Annotated in this window: 14 protein-coding genes; 5 read left to right on the top strand and 9 right to left on the bottom strand. The window is 73.2% G+C overall.

Annotated features, from left to right (window positions below; translation table 11 throughout):
- Positions 1 to 23: 23 nt before the first annotated feature.
- Positions 24 to 1,214, top strand: a complete 1,191-nt coding sequence (locus RF644_RS07795) for an MFS transporter (protein ID WP_109243888.1) — start codon at positions 24 to 26, stop codon at positions 1,212 to 1,214.
- 73 nt (positions 1,215 to 1,287) lie between these two features.
- Here the strand turns inward: RF644_RS07795 and RF644_RS07800 are convergent, their stop codons facing one another.
- From RF644_RS07800 to RF644_RS07810, 3 genes are all read right to left on the bottom strand, one after another.
- Complete coding sequence (locus tag RF644_RS07800) at positions 1,288 to 2,286, bottom strand: PRC and DUF2382 domain-containing protein (protein WP_368796108.1); 999 nt, start codon at positions 2,284 to 2,286, stop codon at positions 1,288 to 1,290.
- A gap of 185 nt (positions 2,287 to 2,471) precedes the next feature.
- The gene (locus tag RF644_RS07805; protein WP_368796109.1) at positions 2,472 to 5,855 is read right to left on the bottom strand and encodes a DNA polymerase III subunit alpha; all 3,384 of its coding nucleotides are present in this window, start codon (positions 5,853 to 5,855) and stop codon (positions 2,472 to 2,474) included.
- 106 nt (positions 5,856 to 5,961) lie between these two features.
- On the bottom strand, positions 5,962 to 7,590 hold the full coding sequence (locus RF644_RS07810) for a DASS family sodium-coupled anion symporter (RefSeq protein ID WP_368796110.1): 1,629 nt from the start codon (positions 7,588 to 7,590) through the stop codon (positions 5,962 to 5,964).
- 198 nt (positions 7,591 to 7,788) lie between these two features.
- Here RF644_RS07810 and RF644_RS07815 point away from each other — a divergent pair, with 198 nt between their 5' ends.
- Together RF644_RS07815 and RF644_RS07820 are read left to right on the top strand one after the other, a co-directional pair.
- Positions 7,789 to 8,802 (top strand): LysR family transcriptional regulator, encoded by a 1,014-nt coding sequence (locus tag RF644_RS07815; protein ID WP_368796111.1) that lies wholly within the window; start codon positions 7,789 to 7,791, stop codon positions 8,800 to 8,802.
- 128 nt (positions 8,803 to 8,930) lie between these two features.
- A complete protein-coding gene (locus RF644_RS07820) occupies positions 8,931 to 10,028 on the top strand; it encodes a tartrate dehydrogenase (protein WP_368796174.1) in 1,098 nt (365 codons plus the stop codon).
- Between the two features lie 76 nt (positions 10,029 to 10,104).
- On the opposite strand, the gene RF644_RS07825 is transcribed toward RF644_RS07820, so the two are convergent.
- Positions 10,105 to 10,680: a hypothetical protein gene (locus RF644_RS07825; protein ID WP_368796112.1), complete on the bottom strand. Its 576-nt coding sequence runs from the start codon at positions 10,678 to 10,680 to the stop codon at positions 10,105 to 10,107.
- 255 nt (positions 10,681 to 10,935) lie between these two features.
- Between RF644_RS07825 and RF644_RS07830 the strand changes: the two genes are divergently transcribed.
- Entirely contained in the window at positions 10,936 to 11,508 is a 573-nt protein-coding gene (locus RF644_RS07830) for an MOSC domain-containing protein (RefSeq protein WP_368796113.1), read from the top strand.
- 38 nt (positions 11,509 to 11,546) lie between these two features.
- Here RF644_RS07830 and RF644_RS07835 read toward each other — a convergent pair whose 3' ends face one another.
- The 3 genes from RF644_RS07835 to RF644_RS07845 all read right to left on the bottom strand — a co-directional run bounded on the left by RF644_RS07835 (position 11,547) and on the right by RF644_RS07845 (position 13,861).
- Positions 11,547 to 12,515: a TIGR03885 family FMN-dependent LLM class oxidoreductase gene (locus tag RF644_RS07835; protein ID WP_368796114.1), complete on the bottom strand. Its 969-nt coding sequence runs from the start codon at positions 12,513 to 12,515 to the stop codon at positions 11,547 to 11,549.
- Between the two features lie 102 nt (positions 12,516 to 12,617).
- Positions 12,618 to 13,457, bottom strand: a complete 840-nt coding sequence (locus RF644_RS07840) for a fumarylacetoacetate hydrolase family protein (protein WP_035929081.1) — start codon at positions 13,455 to 13,457, stop codon at positions 12,618 to 12,620.
- A gap of 80 nt (positions 13,458 to 13,537) precedes the next feature.
- Positions 13,538 to 13,861 (bottom strand): DUF6504 family protein, encoded by a 324-nt coding sequence (locus RF644_RS07845; RefSeq protein WP_368796115.1) that lies wholly within the window; start codon positions 13,859 to 13,861, stop codon positions 13,538 to 13,540.
- A gap of 301 nt (positions 13,862 to 14,162) precedes the next feature.
- Here RF644_RS07845 and RF644_RS07850 point away from each other — a divergent pair, with 301 nt between their 5' ends.
- Entirely contained in the window at positions 14,163 to 14,666 is a 504-nt protein-coding gene (locus RF644_RS07850; RefSeq protein ID WP_133410325.1) for a GNAT family N-acetyltransferase, read from the top strand.
- Positions 14,667 to 14,790: 124 nt separating this feature from the next.
- Here the strand turns inward: RF644_RS07850 and RF644_RS07855 are convergent, their stop codons facing one another.
- Both RF644_RS07855 and RF644_RS07860 read right to left on the bottom strand, forming a co-directional pair.
- On the bottom strand, positions 14,791 to 15,192 hold the full coding sequence (locus tag RF644_RS07855; RefSeq protein WP_251355724.1) for a pyridoxamine 5'-phosphate oxidase family protein: 402 nt from the start codon (positions 15,190 to 15,192) through the stop codon (positions 14,791 to 14,793).
- Positions 15,193 to 15,206: 14 nt separating this feature from the next.
- Positions 15,207 to 16,043 carry an SOS response-associated peptidase gene (locus RF644_RS07860; protein WP_368796116.1) on the bottom strand — a complete coding sequence of 279 codons (837 nt, stop codon included), beginning with the start codon at positions 16,041 to 16,043 and terminating at the stop codon, positions 15,207 to 15,209.
- Positions 16,044 to 16,063: the final 20 nt, after the last annotated feature.

Below are 16,063 nucleotides of genomic sequence, written 5' to 3' on the forward strand. Positions count from 1 at the left end.
ACCCGCCCGCACCGGGAGGGGAGGTGCCCTCTCCCCCGCCGCACCGGCTGTGGACCGCCGGCTTCGTGCTGATGTGGGCGGGCCAGTTCCTCATCTCCATGAACTTCTACCTGCTGATGACCGTCATGGCGCTCTACGCCATGGAGCGCTTCGGCACGGACGAGGCGCTGGCCGGGGTGGCCACGAGCGCCTTCATCGTCGGGGCGGTCCTGGCGCGGCTGCTCACCGGCAAGTACATGGAGCTGCTCGGGCGCCGGCGCGTGCTGCTCGCCGCGCTCGTGCTGCTGGCGCTGTGCGCCGCCGCCTACCTGCTCGACACCGGCTTCTGGGGTCTGCTGGTGGTGCGGGTGCTCAACGGCGTGGGCTTCGGCATGGCCACCACCGTGCTGCCCGCGTCCGTCCAGGCCCTCATCCCCGCGCACCGGCGGGGCGAGGGCACCGGGTACTTCATGCTCTCCACCACCCTGGCCGCCGCGCTGGGCCCCCTGGCGGGACTGAGCCTGTCCACGGCGGTGGGCTACGACACGCTCTTCGGGGTGTGCACGGCGGTCGCCCTGCTGGGCCTCGCCGTGGGAGCCGTCACCCGGGTCCCCGAGCTGAGCCTCTCCGCCGAGCAGCGGGCGGGGCTGCGCTCCTTCTCCGTGGGGCAGTTCGTGGAGGCGCGGGCCCTGCCCGTCTCGGCGCTCATGCTCTTCGTGGGCGTGGGGTACTCGGCGGTCCTGTCCTTCCTCAACCCGTTCGCCGTGCAGGCGGACCTCGTGGGCCCCGCGGGCGCGTACTTCGTGGCCTACGCCGTCACCGTCCTGGTGAGCCGCCCGTTCGCGGGCCGGCTGCAGGACCGGCGCGGGGACAACGCGGTGCTGTACCCGTCGCTGCTGCTCTTCGTGGTGGCGCTGCTGCTGCTCGCGGCCGCGGACTCGCCGTTCCTCGTGCTCGCCTCGGGCACGGTGCTGGGCGTGGGCTACGGGGCGGTGCTCTCGGCGGCCCAGGCCGCCGCGGTCCGCTCGGCCCCGCTCACCCGCGTGGGGCTGTCCACGTCGACCTACTTCCTGTGCATGGACGTGGGCGTGGCGCTGGGCCCGATGCTCATGGGGGCCCTGGTCCCCGCGCTCGGCTACCGGGGGATGTACGTCGCGGCCGCGGCGGTGGTCGCGCTGGGCCTGGTCTACTACGCGGCCGTGCCCGGCACGCGGGCCCGGCGGGCAGCGGGGTGAACCGCGTCCGGCACGACGACGGGGCCCCCGTCACCGGAACGGTGACGGGGGCCCCGGAGTCGATCGGGTGCGATCAGATGCGGTCGCGGCGATCGCCGTCGGTCAGGCCGGTGCCGCGCTCGGCGTCGGTCTCGACCTCGACCTGCTCCTTGCGGACCTCGGCGTCGACGCGCTCGGTGTCGCGGACGGTCTCCTTCTCCAGGCCGACCTTCTCGACGCCCACGGTCTCCTTGGCGACGACGGGACGCTCCTCGTGGAGGGTCACGTCGACGTCCTCCTCGCCGATGGTGCCGGCGGTGGCCTCGGTGCCGCTCAGCGGGGTGCGCTCGACACGGACCTCTTCGCGCTCGAGGGGCACGTCCACGGACTCGTTCTCCGTGACCACGTACTTGCGCAGACGGGCGCGGCCCGTCTCCTGGCGCTCCTTGCCGACGTGCAGCTGCTCCTCGTGGCGGACCACGCCGTTGTCGACGCTGTCGGTGCGGTCACGGTCGGTGAGCCCGGCGGTGCGGTCGCGGTCGGTGTCGACGTCGGCGATCCCGGCAGTGCGGTCACGGTCACGGTCGGTGTCGGCGTACCCGTCGTTCTCGGGGTAGCCGGCAGTGCCGGTCGCCGGGACGGCGTTGCGGTCGGTGTCCGCGGCGTAGCGGTCGTCGCGGTCGGCGAGACCTGCGGCGCCGGCGGCGGTCCCGGCGGTGCCGGCGGTGCCGGCAACGCCGTCGGTGCGGTCACGGTCGGTGCGGTCGCGGTCGTCGGTGCCGGAGTAGTTCATCTTGTAGTAGCGGTAGATCTCCTCCTCCTCGGCCGGGGAGAGGTGCTGGTCCGCGTCCACGTTCGGGGCGTCCTTGACGACGTCCTTGGTGTAGGGAAGGACGAGGCGATCGCCGTCCTGCTGGGCGCCGTCGGCGGGGACGAAGCTCTCCTTGGTGCCGAACAGACCGGTGTTGACCGTCACGAAGGTGACCTCTTCGGTGTTGTCGTCCAGGAAGACCTGCTCGACCTTGCCGATCTTGTCGCCGTCCGACCCGTAGGCGGTGGCGGACAGCAGTGCGTTCACGTCGTACGTAGCCATGAGAACTCCTTCTCTATTCTGCGAGGCAACGGGCTCCCCTGGACGGGGGGCTCGCCGCGGACGATCTCCGCCCGGGGAGGCGGGGTGCAGCTCGTCCGCTGTTATTAGTAACCATACTGGCAATCAGTTCACTGGCCAATGGCTTCACCGAGAGTGAAACCCCTGGATCCGCGCGGCTTCCCGGCTCATCCTGCCCCCACTCCCCGGAGGCTCGGCGGGGTCGCGGCGCGCACTGCGGCCGGGGTTCCGGGGTCGGTGAGGTCCCAGGCCTGCTCGGCGCTGATGCTGATCCCCCGGGGCCCGGTGCGCCGTGTCCGGCCCCGCACCAGCAGCATCCGCGTGCCGAACAGGTGCTGCCCCGAGCGGGCCTGGGCGTCGGAGAAGAAGGCGCAGTCCACCGCGCCCGTGCCGTCGTCGAGGCTGACGAAGACCACCCGCCGGCCGCTGCGCATGGGCGGGGTCATGGTCGAGACCCGCACCCCTGCCACGAGCACCTCGGACCGGTTGCGCAGCTCCAGCAGCCGCTCGGCGGGCGTGACCCCGAGCTCGCCGAGCAGGGGCGCCCAGCTCTCCAGCAGGTGCGCCGAGACGTCCACCGCGAGCAGGTCCAGCTCGGTGCGGACCTTCTCCGCCAGGGTGGGCTCGGGGAGCTCCGCGGGCAGGGCGCGCAGCTCGAGGTCCCCGAGCGGAAGGGTCAGCTGCCCCTCGACCTCCCCTGCCGGCCGGGCGGGCCGGCCGCTGTCCGCCCGGGTCCGCAGGGCGTGCACGAGGTCGGCGCGGGAAGCGGGGCCGCCGGCGCGGCGCAGCAGGCCGTCGAAGGCCCCGACGGCGGCGAGACGCTCGAGGGTGCGCCGGGCCGGACGGGCCCGCTGCCGCACATCGGCGAGCGAGGCGTAGGGCTGCCCCGCCACGATCCGGCGGACCTCGGCCCGGGAGACCCCGTGGATCCCGGTGAGGGCCAGGCGCACGCCCAGGCGGGCGGGGTCGTCGTCGAGCCGTTCCACGCGGTAGTGCTCGTCGGAGCGGTTGACGTCCACGGGCAGGACGGGGATGCCCATCCGCCGCGCCTCCCCCACGAGCAGGCGCTTGGGGTACATCCCGGGATCGTGCTCCCACAGCCCCGCGAGGAACGCCTCCGGGTGGTGGGCCTTCAGCCACGCTGACTGGTAGGTGGGCACCGCGAACGCCGCGCCGTGGGCCTTGCAGAAGCCGAACGAGCCGAACGCCGCCAGGGTCTCCCAGACCCGGTCCACCACGTCCAGGGGGTAGTCCCGCGCACGGGCCCGCTCGCGGAAGAACTCCTCCACCTCGAGCTGGCGCTCGGAGCCCAGCCGGCGGCGCAGCTCGTCGGCCCGGGCGAGACCACACCCGGTGAAGGTGTCGAGGATGCGCAGGACCTGCTCGTGGAAGACGGTCACGCCGTGGGTCTCGGCGAGGATCGGGTCGAGGGACGGGTGGATCGAGACGGGCGCGGACCAGCCGTGGCGGTGCTCCAGGTAGGGGCGCACCATGTCCGAGTGCATCGGCCCGGGACGGAACAGGGAGATGTCCACGATGAGGTCGCGGAAGCTCGTGGGCGCCATCTTGCCGATGAGCTCGCGCTGGCCCGGGGACTCGATCTGGAAGCACCCCAGGGTGTGGGTCGAGCGGACGAGCTCGAACGTCCTCGCGTCGTCCACGGGGATCGCCTCGAGGTCCAGGCGGGGCCGGTCCGGGTGGGTGCGGGCCACCTCGTCGACGGCGTGGGCGAGCGCCGACTGCATCCGCACGCCGAGGATGTCGAGCTTGAGCATGCCCATGGGGTCCATGTCGTGCTTGTCGAACTGGCTCATGGGCATCCCCGTCCCGCTGGACTGCACCGGGGTGCGGTCCAGGAGGCTGAGGTCCCCCAGGATCACCCCGCACGGGTGCATGGAGATGTGCCGGGGCAGTCGGTCCAGGCGCTCGGTGAGGTCCACCAGGAGGTCGAGCTGCTTCTCCTGGGCCACCTGCTCGGCGAAGTCCCGCAGCTCCGGCTGGCGGGCGATGGTCTCCCGCAGCGCCGAGGCCGGCAGGTGCCACAGCTGCTTGGCGGCACCGTCCACGGTCTCGGGGTCGATGCCGAGCGCCAGCCCGGCGTCCCGGACGGCGCCGCGGGCCCGGTAGGCGTTCTGCATGCTCATGAGGCTCACCCGTTCGGGGCCGAAGCGCTCGAAGATCCGCCGGTAGACGCGGTGGCGCTCGGCCGACTCGACGTCGATGTCGATGTCCGGGAGGGTCGAGCGGTCGTTGGAGAGGAAGCGCTCGAAGAGCAGCTCGTGCTCGAGCGGGTCCACCTGGGAGACGTCGAGCAGATAGTTGACGAGCGAGGACACCCCCGAGCCGCGGGCGGCGTGGCGGACCCCCATCTGCCCGATCATCGCCGAGACCTCGGCCACGGTGAGGAAGTAGGAGGCGAAGCCGAGGTCCTCGATCACCCCCAGCTCTTGCTCCAGCCGGTCCCGCACGGCCCGTGTCATGCGGCGGCCCGGGTAGCGGCGGCCCAGCCCCGCCTCGCACCGGGCCCGCAGCTCCGCGGGCGCCGGCCGTTCCAGGCCCAGCACGGAGGCCTCGGGCACCACCGGCCGCCCCCAGCCGCAGTCGGTGACCGGGTCCAGCCGGCACCGGTCGGCCACCCGCTGGGTGCCTGCCAGCAGGGCCGCGGCCCCGGCCGCGCCGAGGTCCGCGGCCCGGGCGATCTCCGCGGCGAGCGCGCGCATCTGCCGGGCGGACTTGAGCCAGCCCTGGCCGTTGGGCTGCAGCGGCTCCGGCGCCGTCGTCCGCCGGGACGTCCCGGTCCGCCCGGTGGCCCTGCCGCCGGGGGCGTGGCCGGCGCGCGCCCCGAGGGTCTCGAGCGGGGTGAGGGCGCGGGCGGCGTCGAGGACGTCGGCGGTGGCGGCCTCGGCGGGGGTGGCGTAGCGCACCGCGTTGGTCAGCACGGGGGTCAGTCCCGCCTCGAGGGCGGCGCGCAGCATCCGGGCCGCGTGGGAGGTGCTGCACGCCGTGCCGGGGGCGGCGAGGTGCGAGACCACCTCCACGGCGAGCGCCGGTGCGGGGAGCAGGGTCCGCCACCGGGCCAGGGCGGCGCGCCCGGTGCGGTAGCGGCGGGCCGCGAGCTCCTGCCCGACGTCGGAGGCGGGCCCGAGCAGGACGGTCAGGACCGGTTCCCCGTGCCGGGGCGAGTGTGCGGCGGCCGCGATCTCGGCGGCGGTCGCCCCGGGCGGGCCCGCTGCGGCGTGGGCGGTGGAGACGAGCCGGCACAGGGCGGCGTAGCCCGCACCGGCGGTGCCGCCGGCCGCCAGGACCACCACGCGGCCGAGGGCGCGCTCGCGGCCGGGGTCCAGCAGGGCGAGGTCGGCCCCCAGGACCGGGTCGATGCCGTGCTCCCGGCACGCGCCCAGGTGCTTGATCGCGCCGTAGAGCCCGTCCCGGTCGGTGCAGGCGAGGGCGTCCGCGCCGTCCGCCGCGGCGGCGGCCGCCAGGACGGCAGGCCGGCTGACCCCGAAGTGGGCGCTGAAGGCGGTGGCGACGTGCAGGTGCGGAAAGCTCACGCCCCCATTCGAATACGTGTTCGAATCTTAAGTCAATTGCAAACCGCCGGGGCCGCGAGAACTCCGGGTTTCCGCGCCAGGGGTGGCGCCGGGTGGCCGGCGGGTGTCATCCGCCGAGGCCCACGACGGCGATCATCACCGGGACGATGGTGACGATGAGAATCACCCCGAGGATGTCGAAGACGATGCCGGTGCGGATCATGCGGGTGATGGGCACCGCCCCGGTGCCGTAGACGATGGCGTTCTGCGGGGTCGACACGGGGAGCATGAACCCGAACGAGGCGGCGAAGGTCGCGGCCATGGCCGGCACGAACGGGTCCACCCCCATGGCTTGGCACAGCGGGATGACGATCGGGACGATCACCGCGGCCGAGGCGGTGTTGGAGGTGGTCTCCGAGATCAGCACAGCCAGCACGGCCGAGAACACGGTGATCGTCACGACGTTGGTGATGTTGAGGTTCTCCGAGGCCCCGGTGCCGATGGTCTCGGCCAGACCGGTCTCGGCGAGCAGGGAGCCGAAGATGATGCCGGTGCCGAAGAGGATGATCGTGCCCCAGTCGATCTTCGCCGCGTCCGACCAGGTCAGCGTCGCTTCGCGCTTGGCCCAGTTGGTCGGGAGGATGAACAGCAGAGAGGCGCCGAGGACGGCGACGATGCCCTCGTCGAGACGGTCGTCGAGGAAGATGTAGGCGGCCGACTCCGTCCCGCCGAACAGGCTGGCGAAGGCCGGTAGCAGCCACAGGGTGACAGTGACGCCGAAGGCGATCAGGGTGTTCTTCTCCGCCCGGCCCATCCTTCCCTGTGCCTCGCGGTGCTCCCGGATGTAGTCCTCCACGCCCTCGATCCGGCGGATCTCGGGCTTGTTGAGCAGGAACATGACCACGGCGAGCACCACGAACATCGCCAGGCACACCGGGAAGGCGATGACCATCCACTGGGCGAAGGAGATCCGGGTGCCGGTGGCCTCCTCGATCAGGCCGCGGCCGATGAGGTTGGGCGGGGAGCCGACCGGGGTGAGCAGGCCGCCCACGGACGCGCCGTAGGCGAGCATCAGCAGCAATGCCGCGCCGACGCGCAGCCGCAGCGGGTCGAAGTCGGCTTTCACCACCCCGCGGTCCTGCATCATCTCCGCGATCACGGCCAGGATGCCCAGGGCGGTGGGCATCAGCATCGCCACGGTGGCGGTGTTGGAGACGAAGGCGGAGAGGATGCAGGTGATCACGCCGAAGGCGATGATCACCCGGTACGTGGACCGACCCACCCCGGGCAGGGAGAGCACGGCCAGGGCCAGTCGCTGGGCGATGCCGTGCTTGAGCATGGCCTGGGCCAGGATGAACGCCCCGATGAAGGTGAAGATCGTGGTGGAACCGAAGGGCGCCAGGACGTCCCCGGCCGGTGCGACCCCCAGGATGACGACGGCGGCCACGCCGATGAGGCCGCCGATCGGGATGGGCACGGGCTCGCAGATCCATAGGACGATCACGCCGAGCAGCACCGCGGCCAGGGTCTGCTGGGTGGCCTCCAGGTTCAGGGGCAGGAGCGCGAAGACGATCGCCACCGCCGGGGCGAGGAACAGTCCGGTCGTCTGGCGGGCTCGCTCGAACTTCTCCTCCTTGGGTGACAGCGTCTGTTCGCTGAGGCTGCGGAAGGTCTTGCCGCCCAGTAGGGCGGCACGGACGTCGGTGGGCCGAGGAGCACCTTGGGGGCCGTTGGCGCCCGGTTGCTGGGTCTGCATGATCGTGGTCCTTCCTCATGGGTGGGCACCACTGTGCGCCGGTGACGTGAGTCACGTCCAAGGCCCGTTGTCTACTACACCGATAGGAAGAAACAATGAGTCACGGAATGGCCGGCGAACTGCTCTGCCGCAGGCGTCGGGAACCGTTCGAGTGCAGAGTGGGGCGTGCTGTCCCGGTCCGGGAGCAGGGAGGCGAACGTGGACGTCCGGCAGCTCACGTACTTCCTGGCCGTGGTGGACCACGGCGGCTTCACCCGCGCCGCGGAGCAGCTGCTCATCGCCCAGCCCTCCCTGTCCCAGACCATCAAGGGCCTCGAGCGGGAACTGGGGGTGCCGCTGTTCCACCGGATCGGGCGGCGGGTGGTGCTCAGCGAGGCCGGCGAGGAGCTGGTGGGCCCGGCCCGGGTGGTGGTCCGGGACCTGGAGGCCGCCCGGGCCGCCGTCGACGACCTGCGCGGGGTGCGCAGCGGCCGCCTGGACGTGGTCGCCATGCCCTCCCCCGGCGTCGAACCGCTCACGTCGATGATCGCCGCCTACGCGCGGGCCCACCCGGCCGTGACGGTCAGCGTGGACGCGGCCTTCACCCCCGAGGAGGTGGCCGACGCGGTGCGCACCGGCCGCGCCGAGATCGGCGTCCTGGGCTCCGAGCACCCGTTCCGCTCCGCCGAGGTCGAGGTGATGCACCTGGAGCAGCAGCCCCTGGTGCTGATCGTGGCACCGCAGGCGGACACCTTCGGTGACGGGGACGCCATCCGCCGGGAGGACCTGGCCGGGCACCGGGTGGTCGTCTCCCAGCAGGGCTCGCTGATGCGGCGGCTGGTCGACGACGCCCTGGCTGGCGGGGTGCCGGTCGAGATCGCCGCCGAGGTCGCCCACCGCACCTCGGTCCTCCCGCTGGTGCTGGCCGGGGTCGGGCACGCGGTGCTGCCCTCCTCCTGGACCCCGCTGGCGCGCGCCGCAGGGCTGCGGGTGCTGCGGATCGAACCGGTCACCGTGCTGCACGTGGCCGTGCTCAGCCGCCCGGCGCACCTGACCCCGGCCGCGCGCGCATTCCTGGCGGTCGCCGCCGAGCACGCGGCCCGACACGCCGCGGGCCGCCCCCGGGCACCGGAGGGGGCGGCGCCGGACCGGGCCGAGGGGGCGGGCCGGCCGGAGGGGACGGACCGAGCGGAGGGAACGGCGCCGCAGGACGTTCCGCGGATCGTGTCATAGGGGATTCCTATCCGGGGGATGGGATTCCGGTCTTGGACCTCATGGTGCTCGGGGCGCTCTACTGGAACCCGGTGCCGCACTGCGCTGCGGACACCACGAGCAGAGCACCCGAGAAGGAGAGCACCCCCATGGCCGAGCACCAGGTCTTCACGATCGCCTCGATCCCCGCCGACGGCGTGGGCCCGGAGGTCGTCGCCGCCGGCCGCACGGTCCTGGACGCGGTGGCCGAGCGGTCGAACGGGGCGTTCTCCTTCGACTGGACCGAGTTCCCCTGGGGCAGTGCGTACTACGCCCAGCACGGGGTGATGATGCCGGCCGACGGGCTGGAGATCCTCCAGGACTTCGACGCCATCTACTTCGGCGCCGTGGGGTGGGAGAACGTCCCCGACCACGTGTCCCTGTGGGGGCTGCGGCTGAACATCACCCAGAACTTCGACCAGTGGGCCAACATCCGCCCCGTGCGCTTCCTCCCCGGCGTGGTCTCCCCGCTGCGCAAGGCCGACGACACCGAGCTGGACTGGGTCGTGGTGCGGGAGAACAGCGAGGGCGAGTACGCCGGGCTCGGCGGGCGGAACCTCGCCGGCCGGGGTCCCGGCAACGAGGTCGCCGTCCAGTCCTCCCTGTTCACGGAGAAGGGCTGCGAGCGGATCATCCGCTTCGCCTTCGACCTCGCCCGCACCCGCACGGTCAAGAAGGTCTCCAGCGTCACCAAGTCCAACGCCCAGCAGTACGGCATGGTGCTGTGGGACGAGGTCTTCGCCCGGGTCGCGGCCGACTACCCCGATGTGCAGACCGAAAGCGTTCTGGTGGACGCGATGAGCGCCAAGTTCGTCCTGCGCCCCGAGGAGCTCTCCGTGGTGGTGGCCTCCAACCTCAACGCCGACATCCTCTCCGACCTCGGCTCCGCCCTGGCCGGCAGCCTCGGCCTGGCCGCCAGTGCGAACCTCAACCCGGAGCGCCGGTTCCCCTCGATGTTCGAACCCGTCCACGGCACCGCCCCGGACATCGCCGGGCAGGGCATCTGCAACCCGATCGGGGCGATCGCCAGCGCCGCCCTGATGCTGGACCACTTCGGTCTGCACGCCGAGGCCCGCCGGGTGGAGGCCGCGATCGAGGCCACCACCGCCGCCGGGCACCTCACCCGTGACATCGGCGGCACCGCCGACACCGCCGAGATCACCCGGGCCGTCGTCGACGCCCTGGCCGCCTCCCTGACCTCCGCCTGAGGCTTCCCGTCCCTCCGTCCCCCGCCCCGTCCGGGACACCTCCGGGGACCGGCCGGCGCCGCGCCGGGCGCGGCGGTCAGCGTCCCGTGGCGCAGATCGCCCGCTCAATCAGGGAGGCGCTGCGGCGGTCGATCTCGTCCTCCACGAGCCTGCCGGGCGCCTCGGGGTACCAGCCGAGGTCGTCCCGCACGTCGGCGGCGACCTCGGACCCACCGCCGCGGGGGGCCACTCGGAAGGTGGCCCGCAGGGGCAGGGCCCGCCACCCGAACTCGGAGGCCGTCCCGCGCCGGCGGAAGGTGACGTCCGAGCCCACCGAGACCTCCACGCAGCACTCCTCGGAGCGGACCGCCGGGCCGAGGTCCTCGAACGCCGTGCGGATCCGCTCGAGGGCCTCCTCCGGGGGCATCGGGCACGTCCACGCCCGGGTCGTGGTGATGCGCGGCCGGTTCGGGGACCGGCGCGCCAGCCAGGGGACGAGGAACCGCTGGCCGAGCACCAGCGCGACGACGACGAGCGCCGCCGCTCCGAGCGCGAGCTGCGCCACGGAGATCACGCCCCGGAGGAGGAGCTGGACCACGACGAGGACGACCACGGCCGACCCGGCCGGCCCCGCCAGCCGGTACCGTCCCCCGGCGGAGCGTCTGGCAGACACACGACCTCCCTCCCCCGTCCGGACCACGGTGCCCCGCGGCTGTCCTCCGTCGTTGCCATTCTTGCCCGCGCGCACCCCGGGACACCAGGTGTGCATCCGTAAAGGGGACAGGCTCGCGGGGCGCTCCCCGGGTGCAGGGAAGCTCGGGCGGCGCGGCCCGGCGCCCCGCCGTGTCGCCCGCCCTGCCTATGCTGAGGTCCGGCGGCAGCGAGGCGGCGCCGGACCGGCGGCCGCGACGACGGAGGGGTGTGGGCCATGACGGCGACCTATCGGTACGACGTGGAGGTCCTGCACCTGCTCGTGTCACCGGCGCACGCCTACTTCGGCCGCGCCCGGGACGGCGCGGCGGAGGTCCCCACCACCGACGCCGAGCGGGTGGAGCTGGTGGCCGGCAAGGGCGTGGTGGGCGACCGGTTCTTCGGCAAGGCCGCGCACATGGACGCCGCCGTCACCCTGCTCGCCGTCGAGGCGCTCGAGGCCATGGCCGCGGACCTGGGCACGGACCCCTTCGACCCGCTCCTGACCCGGCGCAACGTGGTCCTCCGGGGCGCCCACCTGGCCCCGCTGCTGGGCGAGGAGTTCGCGCTGGAGTCCCAGGGCACCCTCGTGCGGCTGCGGGGCGGGCGCCCGGCCCACCCCTGCGTGTGGATGGACCGGGTCCTGGCTCCGGGCGCGCACGCCGCCATGCGGGGGCGAGGGGGCCTGCGCTGCCGGCCGCTGTCCAGCGGCGACCTGCACCGCGGACCGGCCGTGCTGCACAGCCCGGTCCCGCTCGAGCCGGAGCTGGCCGGCGCGGCCGTGCTGCGGCGCCCGTCCCGGCTGCCGTAGCCCGCACACCCGGGACCGGCGCCCGGGCCCGCGCCGGGTCAGGCCTGCGCCAGCTGGGGCAGCACCGTCCCCCCGAAGGCGTCGAGGAAGCGGCCCTGCTCCTGCCCCACGTGGTGGAGGTAGATCTCGTCGAAGCCGAGATCGGCGTACTCGTGCAGCCACTGGGCGTGCCGGCCGAGGTCGGCGGAGACGTTGACCGCCCCGGCGATCTGCTCGTCCCCCACGTCCTCCTGGACCGCCTTGCGCAGGTAGTCCTGGGGCGAGGCGAGCTCGGCCATGGTCACGGGGTCGAAGACGTTGGTGCGCCACTGGTCGAAGGCGATCGCGCGGGCCTGCTCCGGGGAGGGCGCCCAGCTCAGGTGCACCTGCAGCGCGGTCCGCCCGGTGCCGCCGGCCTCGCGCCAGGCCTCGAGCATCCGGCGCAGATCCTCGAGGGGCTGCTGGACGGTGATGAACCCGTCGGCCAGGGGGGCGAAGCGGCGGACCGTCGCCGGGGTGAGCGCGGCCACGCGCAGGGCGGGCAGGACCTCCGGCGGGTCCCAGACCCGGGCGCGGTCGGCGTGGAACGGCTCGCGGCAGGACACCTCCTCGCCCGCGTGCAGCCGGCGGACGGCGTCGAAGCTGCCCTCGAGGAACCGCTGCCGGTGCTCCTTGGCCGGCCAGTCCGGGGTGACGGCCCGCTCGTTGAGCTTCTGCCCGCTGCCCAGGGCGGTCCAGATCCGGCCGGGGAACATGCGGGCGAGGGTGGCCGTGGCCTGGGCGGTGACCACGGGGTGGTAACGCCGGCCCGGGGCGTGCACGAACCCGAAGGGCAGGTCCGTGGTGGCCAGGGCGGCACCCAACCAGGACAGGGCGAACCCGGAGTGGCCCTGGTGCGGCGACCACGGCTCGAGGTGGTCCGAGCACATGGCGGCGCCGAAGCCGGCCTGCTGGGCGTGCCCGACGTCGCGCAGCAGCTGCTCGGGAGGGATCTGCTCGTGGGAGGCGTGGAAGCCGATCGTCGCCATGGGGTCCTCCGGTCGAAGGCGGGAACAGGACAGTGGGATCAGGTCAGCGGGATCTGGACAGCAGGAGAAGGAATGCGGGGCCAGGTGGGGACGGGTGCCGGGTCAGCCGGCCGCCGCCCGGAGGTCCTCGGCGGGGGTGCAGACGTTGCGCAGCTCGCCGATGCCCTCGATCTCGGTGACGACCTCCTGGCCGTCCCGCAGCCAGATCCGGCGGGGCTTCTGGGCCAGGCCCACGCCGGCGGGAGTGCCGCAGGCCACGAGGTCCCCTGGCTCGAGGGTCAGGAACCGGCTGAGGTACTCGACCAGCTCCACGGCGGAGAAGATCATCCGGTCGGTGCCGGAGTCCTGGTGCCGCACGCCGTCCACGGTGCAGCGGATCGCCAGTCCCGCCTCGGGGTCGATCTCGTCGGGGGTGACCACCACGGGGCCCACCGGGGTGGTGCGGTCGAAGTTCTTGCCCTGGAACCACTCGGAGGTCCGGCCCTGCCAGTCCCGCACCGAGATGTCGTTCATGATGGTGTACCCGGCGATCGCGGCCCGCGCCTGGTCCGGCGTGGCGTGGCGCAGGGGCGAGCCGATCACCACGGTGAGCTCGGCCTCCCAGTCGATCTTCTCGGACTCCTCCGGCATGGCGATGGGGTCGGTGGGGCCGATGAGTGCGGTGGCGTACTTCGCGAAGATCGTGGGGTGCTCCGGGATCTCCTGGCCGACCTCCTCCGCGTGGTCGTAGAAGTTCAGCCCGGCGCACAGGATCTTGCCCGGGCGCAGGACGGGCGTCGCCAGGTCCTCCGGGGCCGGCGCGGGGCCCGGCTCCCCCGGCAGCCGCAGGTCGCCCCCGGCGAGGAGGGCCCCGACGTCGGGGACGGGGAGGTAGACGGTCCGCCCGTCCTCCTGCCGGAAGGCCTGGGTGGTGCCGTCTCGTCGCACGGTGCCGAGTCTCACGGGTGCTCCCTCACTTTCTGCGGTGCGGTCTCCACCGACGATCCTATGCACCTCCAGTGGGAGGGTGCACCGCGGCGGCCCTACGCGCAGCGCACCACGCGGATCCCCGAGGCGCTCGTGGCGGCGAGCAGCCGCCAGCGCCCGGTGTCGAGGGTGTGGACGAGCTCGAGGGTCAGCAGCTCGGAGCGGGTGTTCAGCTGCACCTGGACCCGCCACATCTGCTGGTCCACCGCACCGATCCCCCGGTCCTTGGGCAGCCGCGCGTCCTCGGACCACCAGGCGCGGCGCTCGTACCAGCGCACGGGGCCCTGGGCCACCTGGTAGTCCCGCCCGCGCCAGCGAACGCCCACCGGCACCCCGTCCGTGTCGCAGTCCACGTCGACGCTCTCCGTCAGGAAACCCACGACGGCTCCTCTCTCCCTCGGCCCGGCGCCCGTCCCCGGTGCGCCCTGTTCCCTGGAAGCTAGAACACCTGTACGACACGCTAACCCGGAAGAGCACGGAAAAGGAACAGGTGTTCCCGTAAAGTCCCCGTTCCGACCTGGCCGTTCACTTTTGCGATCGAGGGCGGCGAAGCATGGACAAGCCCAGCGAAATGGATACGCTGAATGCACGGAGGGCCTGCCCTGCGCGGCCCGCCCGGACGTCCCCTGTCCCTCGTCCGCCCCGCCGGAGCAGCCGGCGTCGACCTCACGGAGGCCTTCCATGACCGGAACCATCACGCTGATCGCCCACACCGCGGCGAACACCAAGAAGCCCGCGGTGAATCTGCGTCCGTCCGGCCCGGAGGACGCCGAGAGCCTCGCCCAGCTCTACTACTCCTCCTACGAGCAGGGCGGGGTCTCCAGTCTGGAGGAGGCCCGCCAGGTGATCCGGGGAGTCTTCGACGGGGAGTACGGGCCCTTCCTGCCCGAGGCCTCGCCGGTGGTGGTCGACGACGACGGGACCGTGGTGGCCGCCGCGCTCGTGCTGTCCCGGCGGGTCGGCGACGACCTCCCCGACGTCCCCTACATCTTCGAGCTGTTCACGGCGGCCTCCCGCCGCCGCCAGGGCCTGGCCGAGCAGCTGGTGCGCTGCGCCATGGGCACCCTCTACGACAACGGCTACGACCAGGTCAGCCTGCGGATCGCCGAGGACAACGCGGCGGCGCTCGCGCTCTACCTGACGCTCGACTTCAACCGCTGGGTCCCCGAGACGGACTACGTCTGAGCCCGGCGGGCGCTCCGGACCGGGGGACGCCGGAGGGGACGCCGGCACGAACAGGACCCGGCACCAGGCCGTGGAAGAGGCCCGGAACCCGCGATGCGGGTTCCGGGCCTCTTCTGTGACCGGCTCAGAGCGAGAACTCCTCCCGGACGGGGGGATCGGCGGCGATGTCGACGAACCGCGCCCAGCGGGGGCGCACCGCCACGAGCCGGGTGCTGTCCTTGTCCGTGGCCCCCGGGTGCCGGGACTCCAGCACCTCGCCGGCGTCCTGCGCGGCGGAGCCCTCCAGCACGGCGGCCTCGCCCTCGAGCTGGAACTCCTGGCCCGTCCCGGAGACCACCACGAGGGAGACCCGGGGATCGGCGAGGAGGTTGGCGTACTTGCGGCTGCGCTCGTTCGTGCCGAAGACCAGCAGCCCGTCCCCGAGGGCCGCGAGGTTGATCCACGCGGACTCGGGGCAGCCGGCACCGCTGTTGGTCGCCACGACCCCGCCGCCGTGGACGCGGACGAAGTCGGCGACCCGGTCCACGGGCTCCCGGGGGCTCAGAACAGGCTCCGCTGCGGCTCGACGAGCTCCGGGGAGTTGTTGCGCACGTTGCCGACCGCCGGGCCCACCGGGTCGAGCATCCAGCGGGCGGCCGTCCGGTGCGCCTCGGCCCGGACCAGGTCCACGAGCTGCGGGGCGTCGTCCTCCCCGGGGCGCAGCCAGTCCCCCACGTGCTCGGGCGCCAGCGGGATCGGCATCCGGTCGTGCAGACCGTGCAGCTCCGTGAGCACGGGGTGCTCGTCGGAGGGCTCCGGGGAGTCGGTGGTGAGGATGGAGCAGGACAGCAGCCAGGTGCTCCCGCCGCCGTCCCTGCCGGGCTGCAGAGCCGCGGAGTGCAAATCCGTGCCCTCGGGCACCCGCCACCACTCGTAGATCCCGGCGAACCAGATGGTCTCCTCCGGATCGGCCGGGTGGACGTAGTAGGGCTGCTTGCGCCCGCCCTTCCCGGCGCCGGGCTCCTTCTTCCACTCGTAGTAGCCGTTGGCCGGGACCGCGCACCGGCGGGCCCGGACCGCCTTGCGGAAGGACGGCTTCTCGAGGACGGTCTCCGAGCGGGCGTTGAACATCTTCGACCCGACCGCCGGGTCCTTGGCCCAGCCCGGGACCAGTCCCCAGCGGGCCACGTGCAGCTCGCGCACCAGCTCCCCGTCGTCGTCCCGGCCGTCCCCGCCGATGAGGCGTTCCAGGACGATCGGCACGTCAGTGGTGGGCGCGGTGTTCCAGTTGGCCCGCAGCCGCTCGGTGTCGGCCTCGCCCAGGCTCTCGTCCGGGACCGCCCCGGTCGCGGCCACGAGGTCGCCCACGGCCCGGGCGATGACGTAGCGTCCGCACATCTGCTGCCTCCTCGGTCTGC

It is taken from the genome of Kocuria sp. CPCC 205258 (assembly GCF_040981005.1).
Taxonomy (GTDB): domain Bacteria; phylum Actinomycetota; class Actinomycetes; order Actinomycetales; family Micrococcaceae; genus Kocuria; species Kocuria rosea.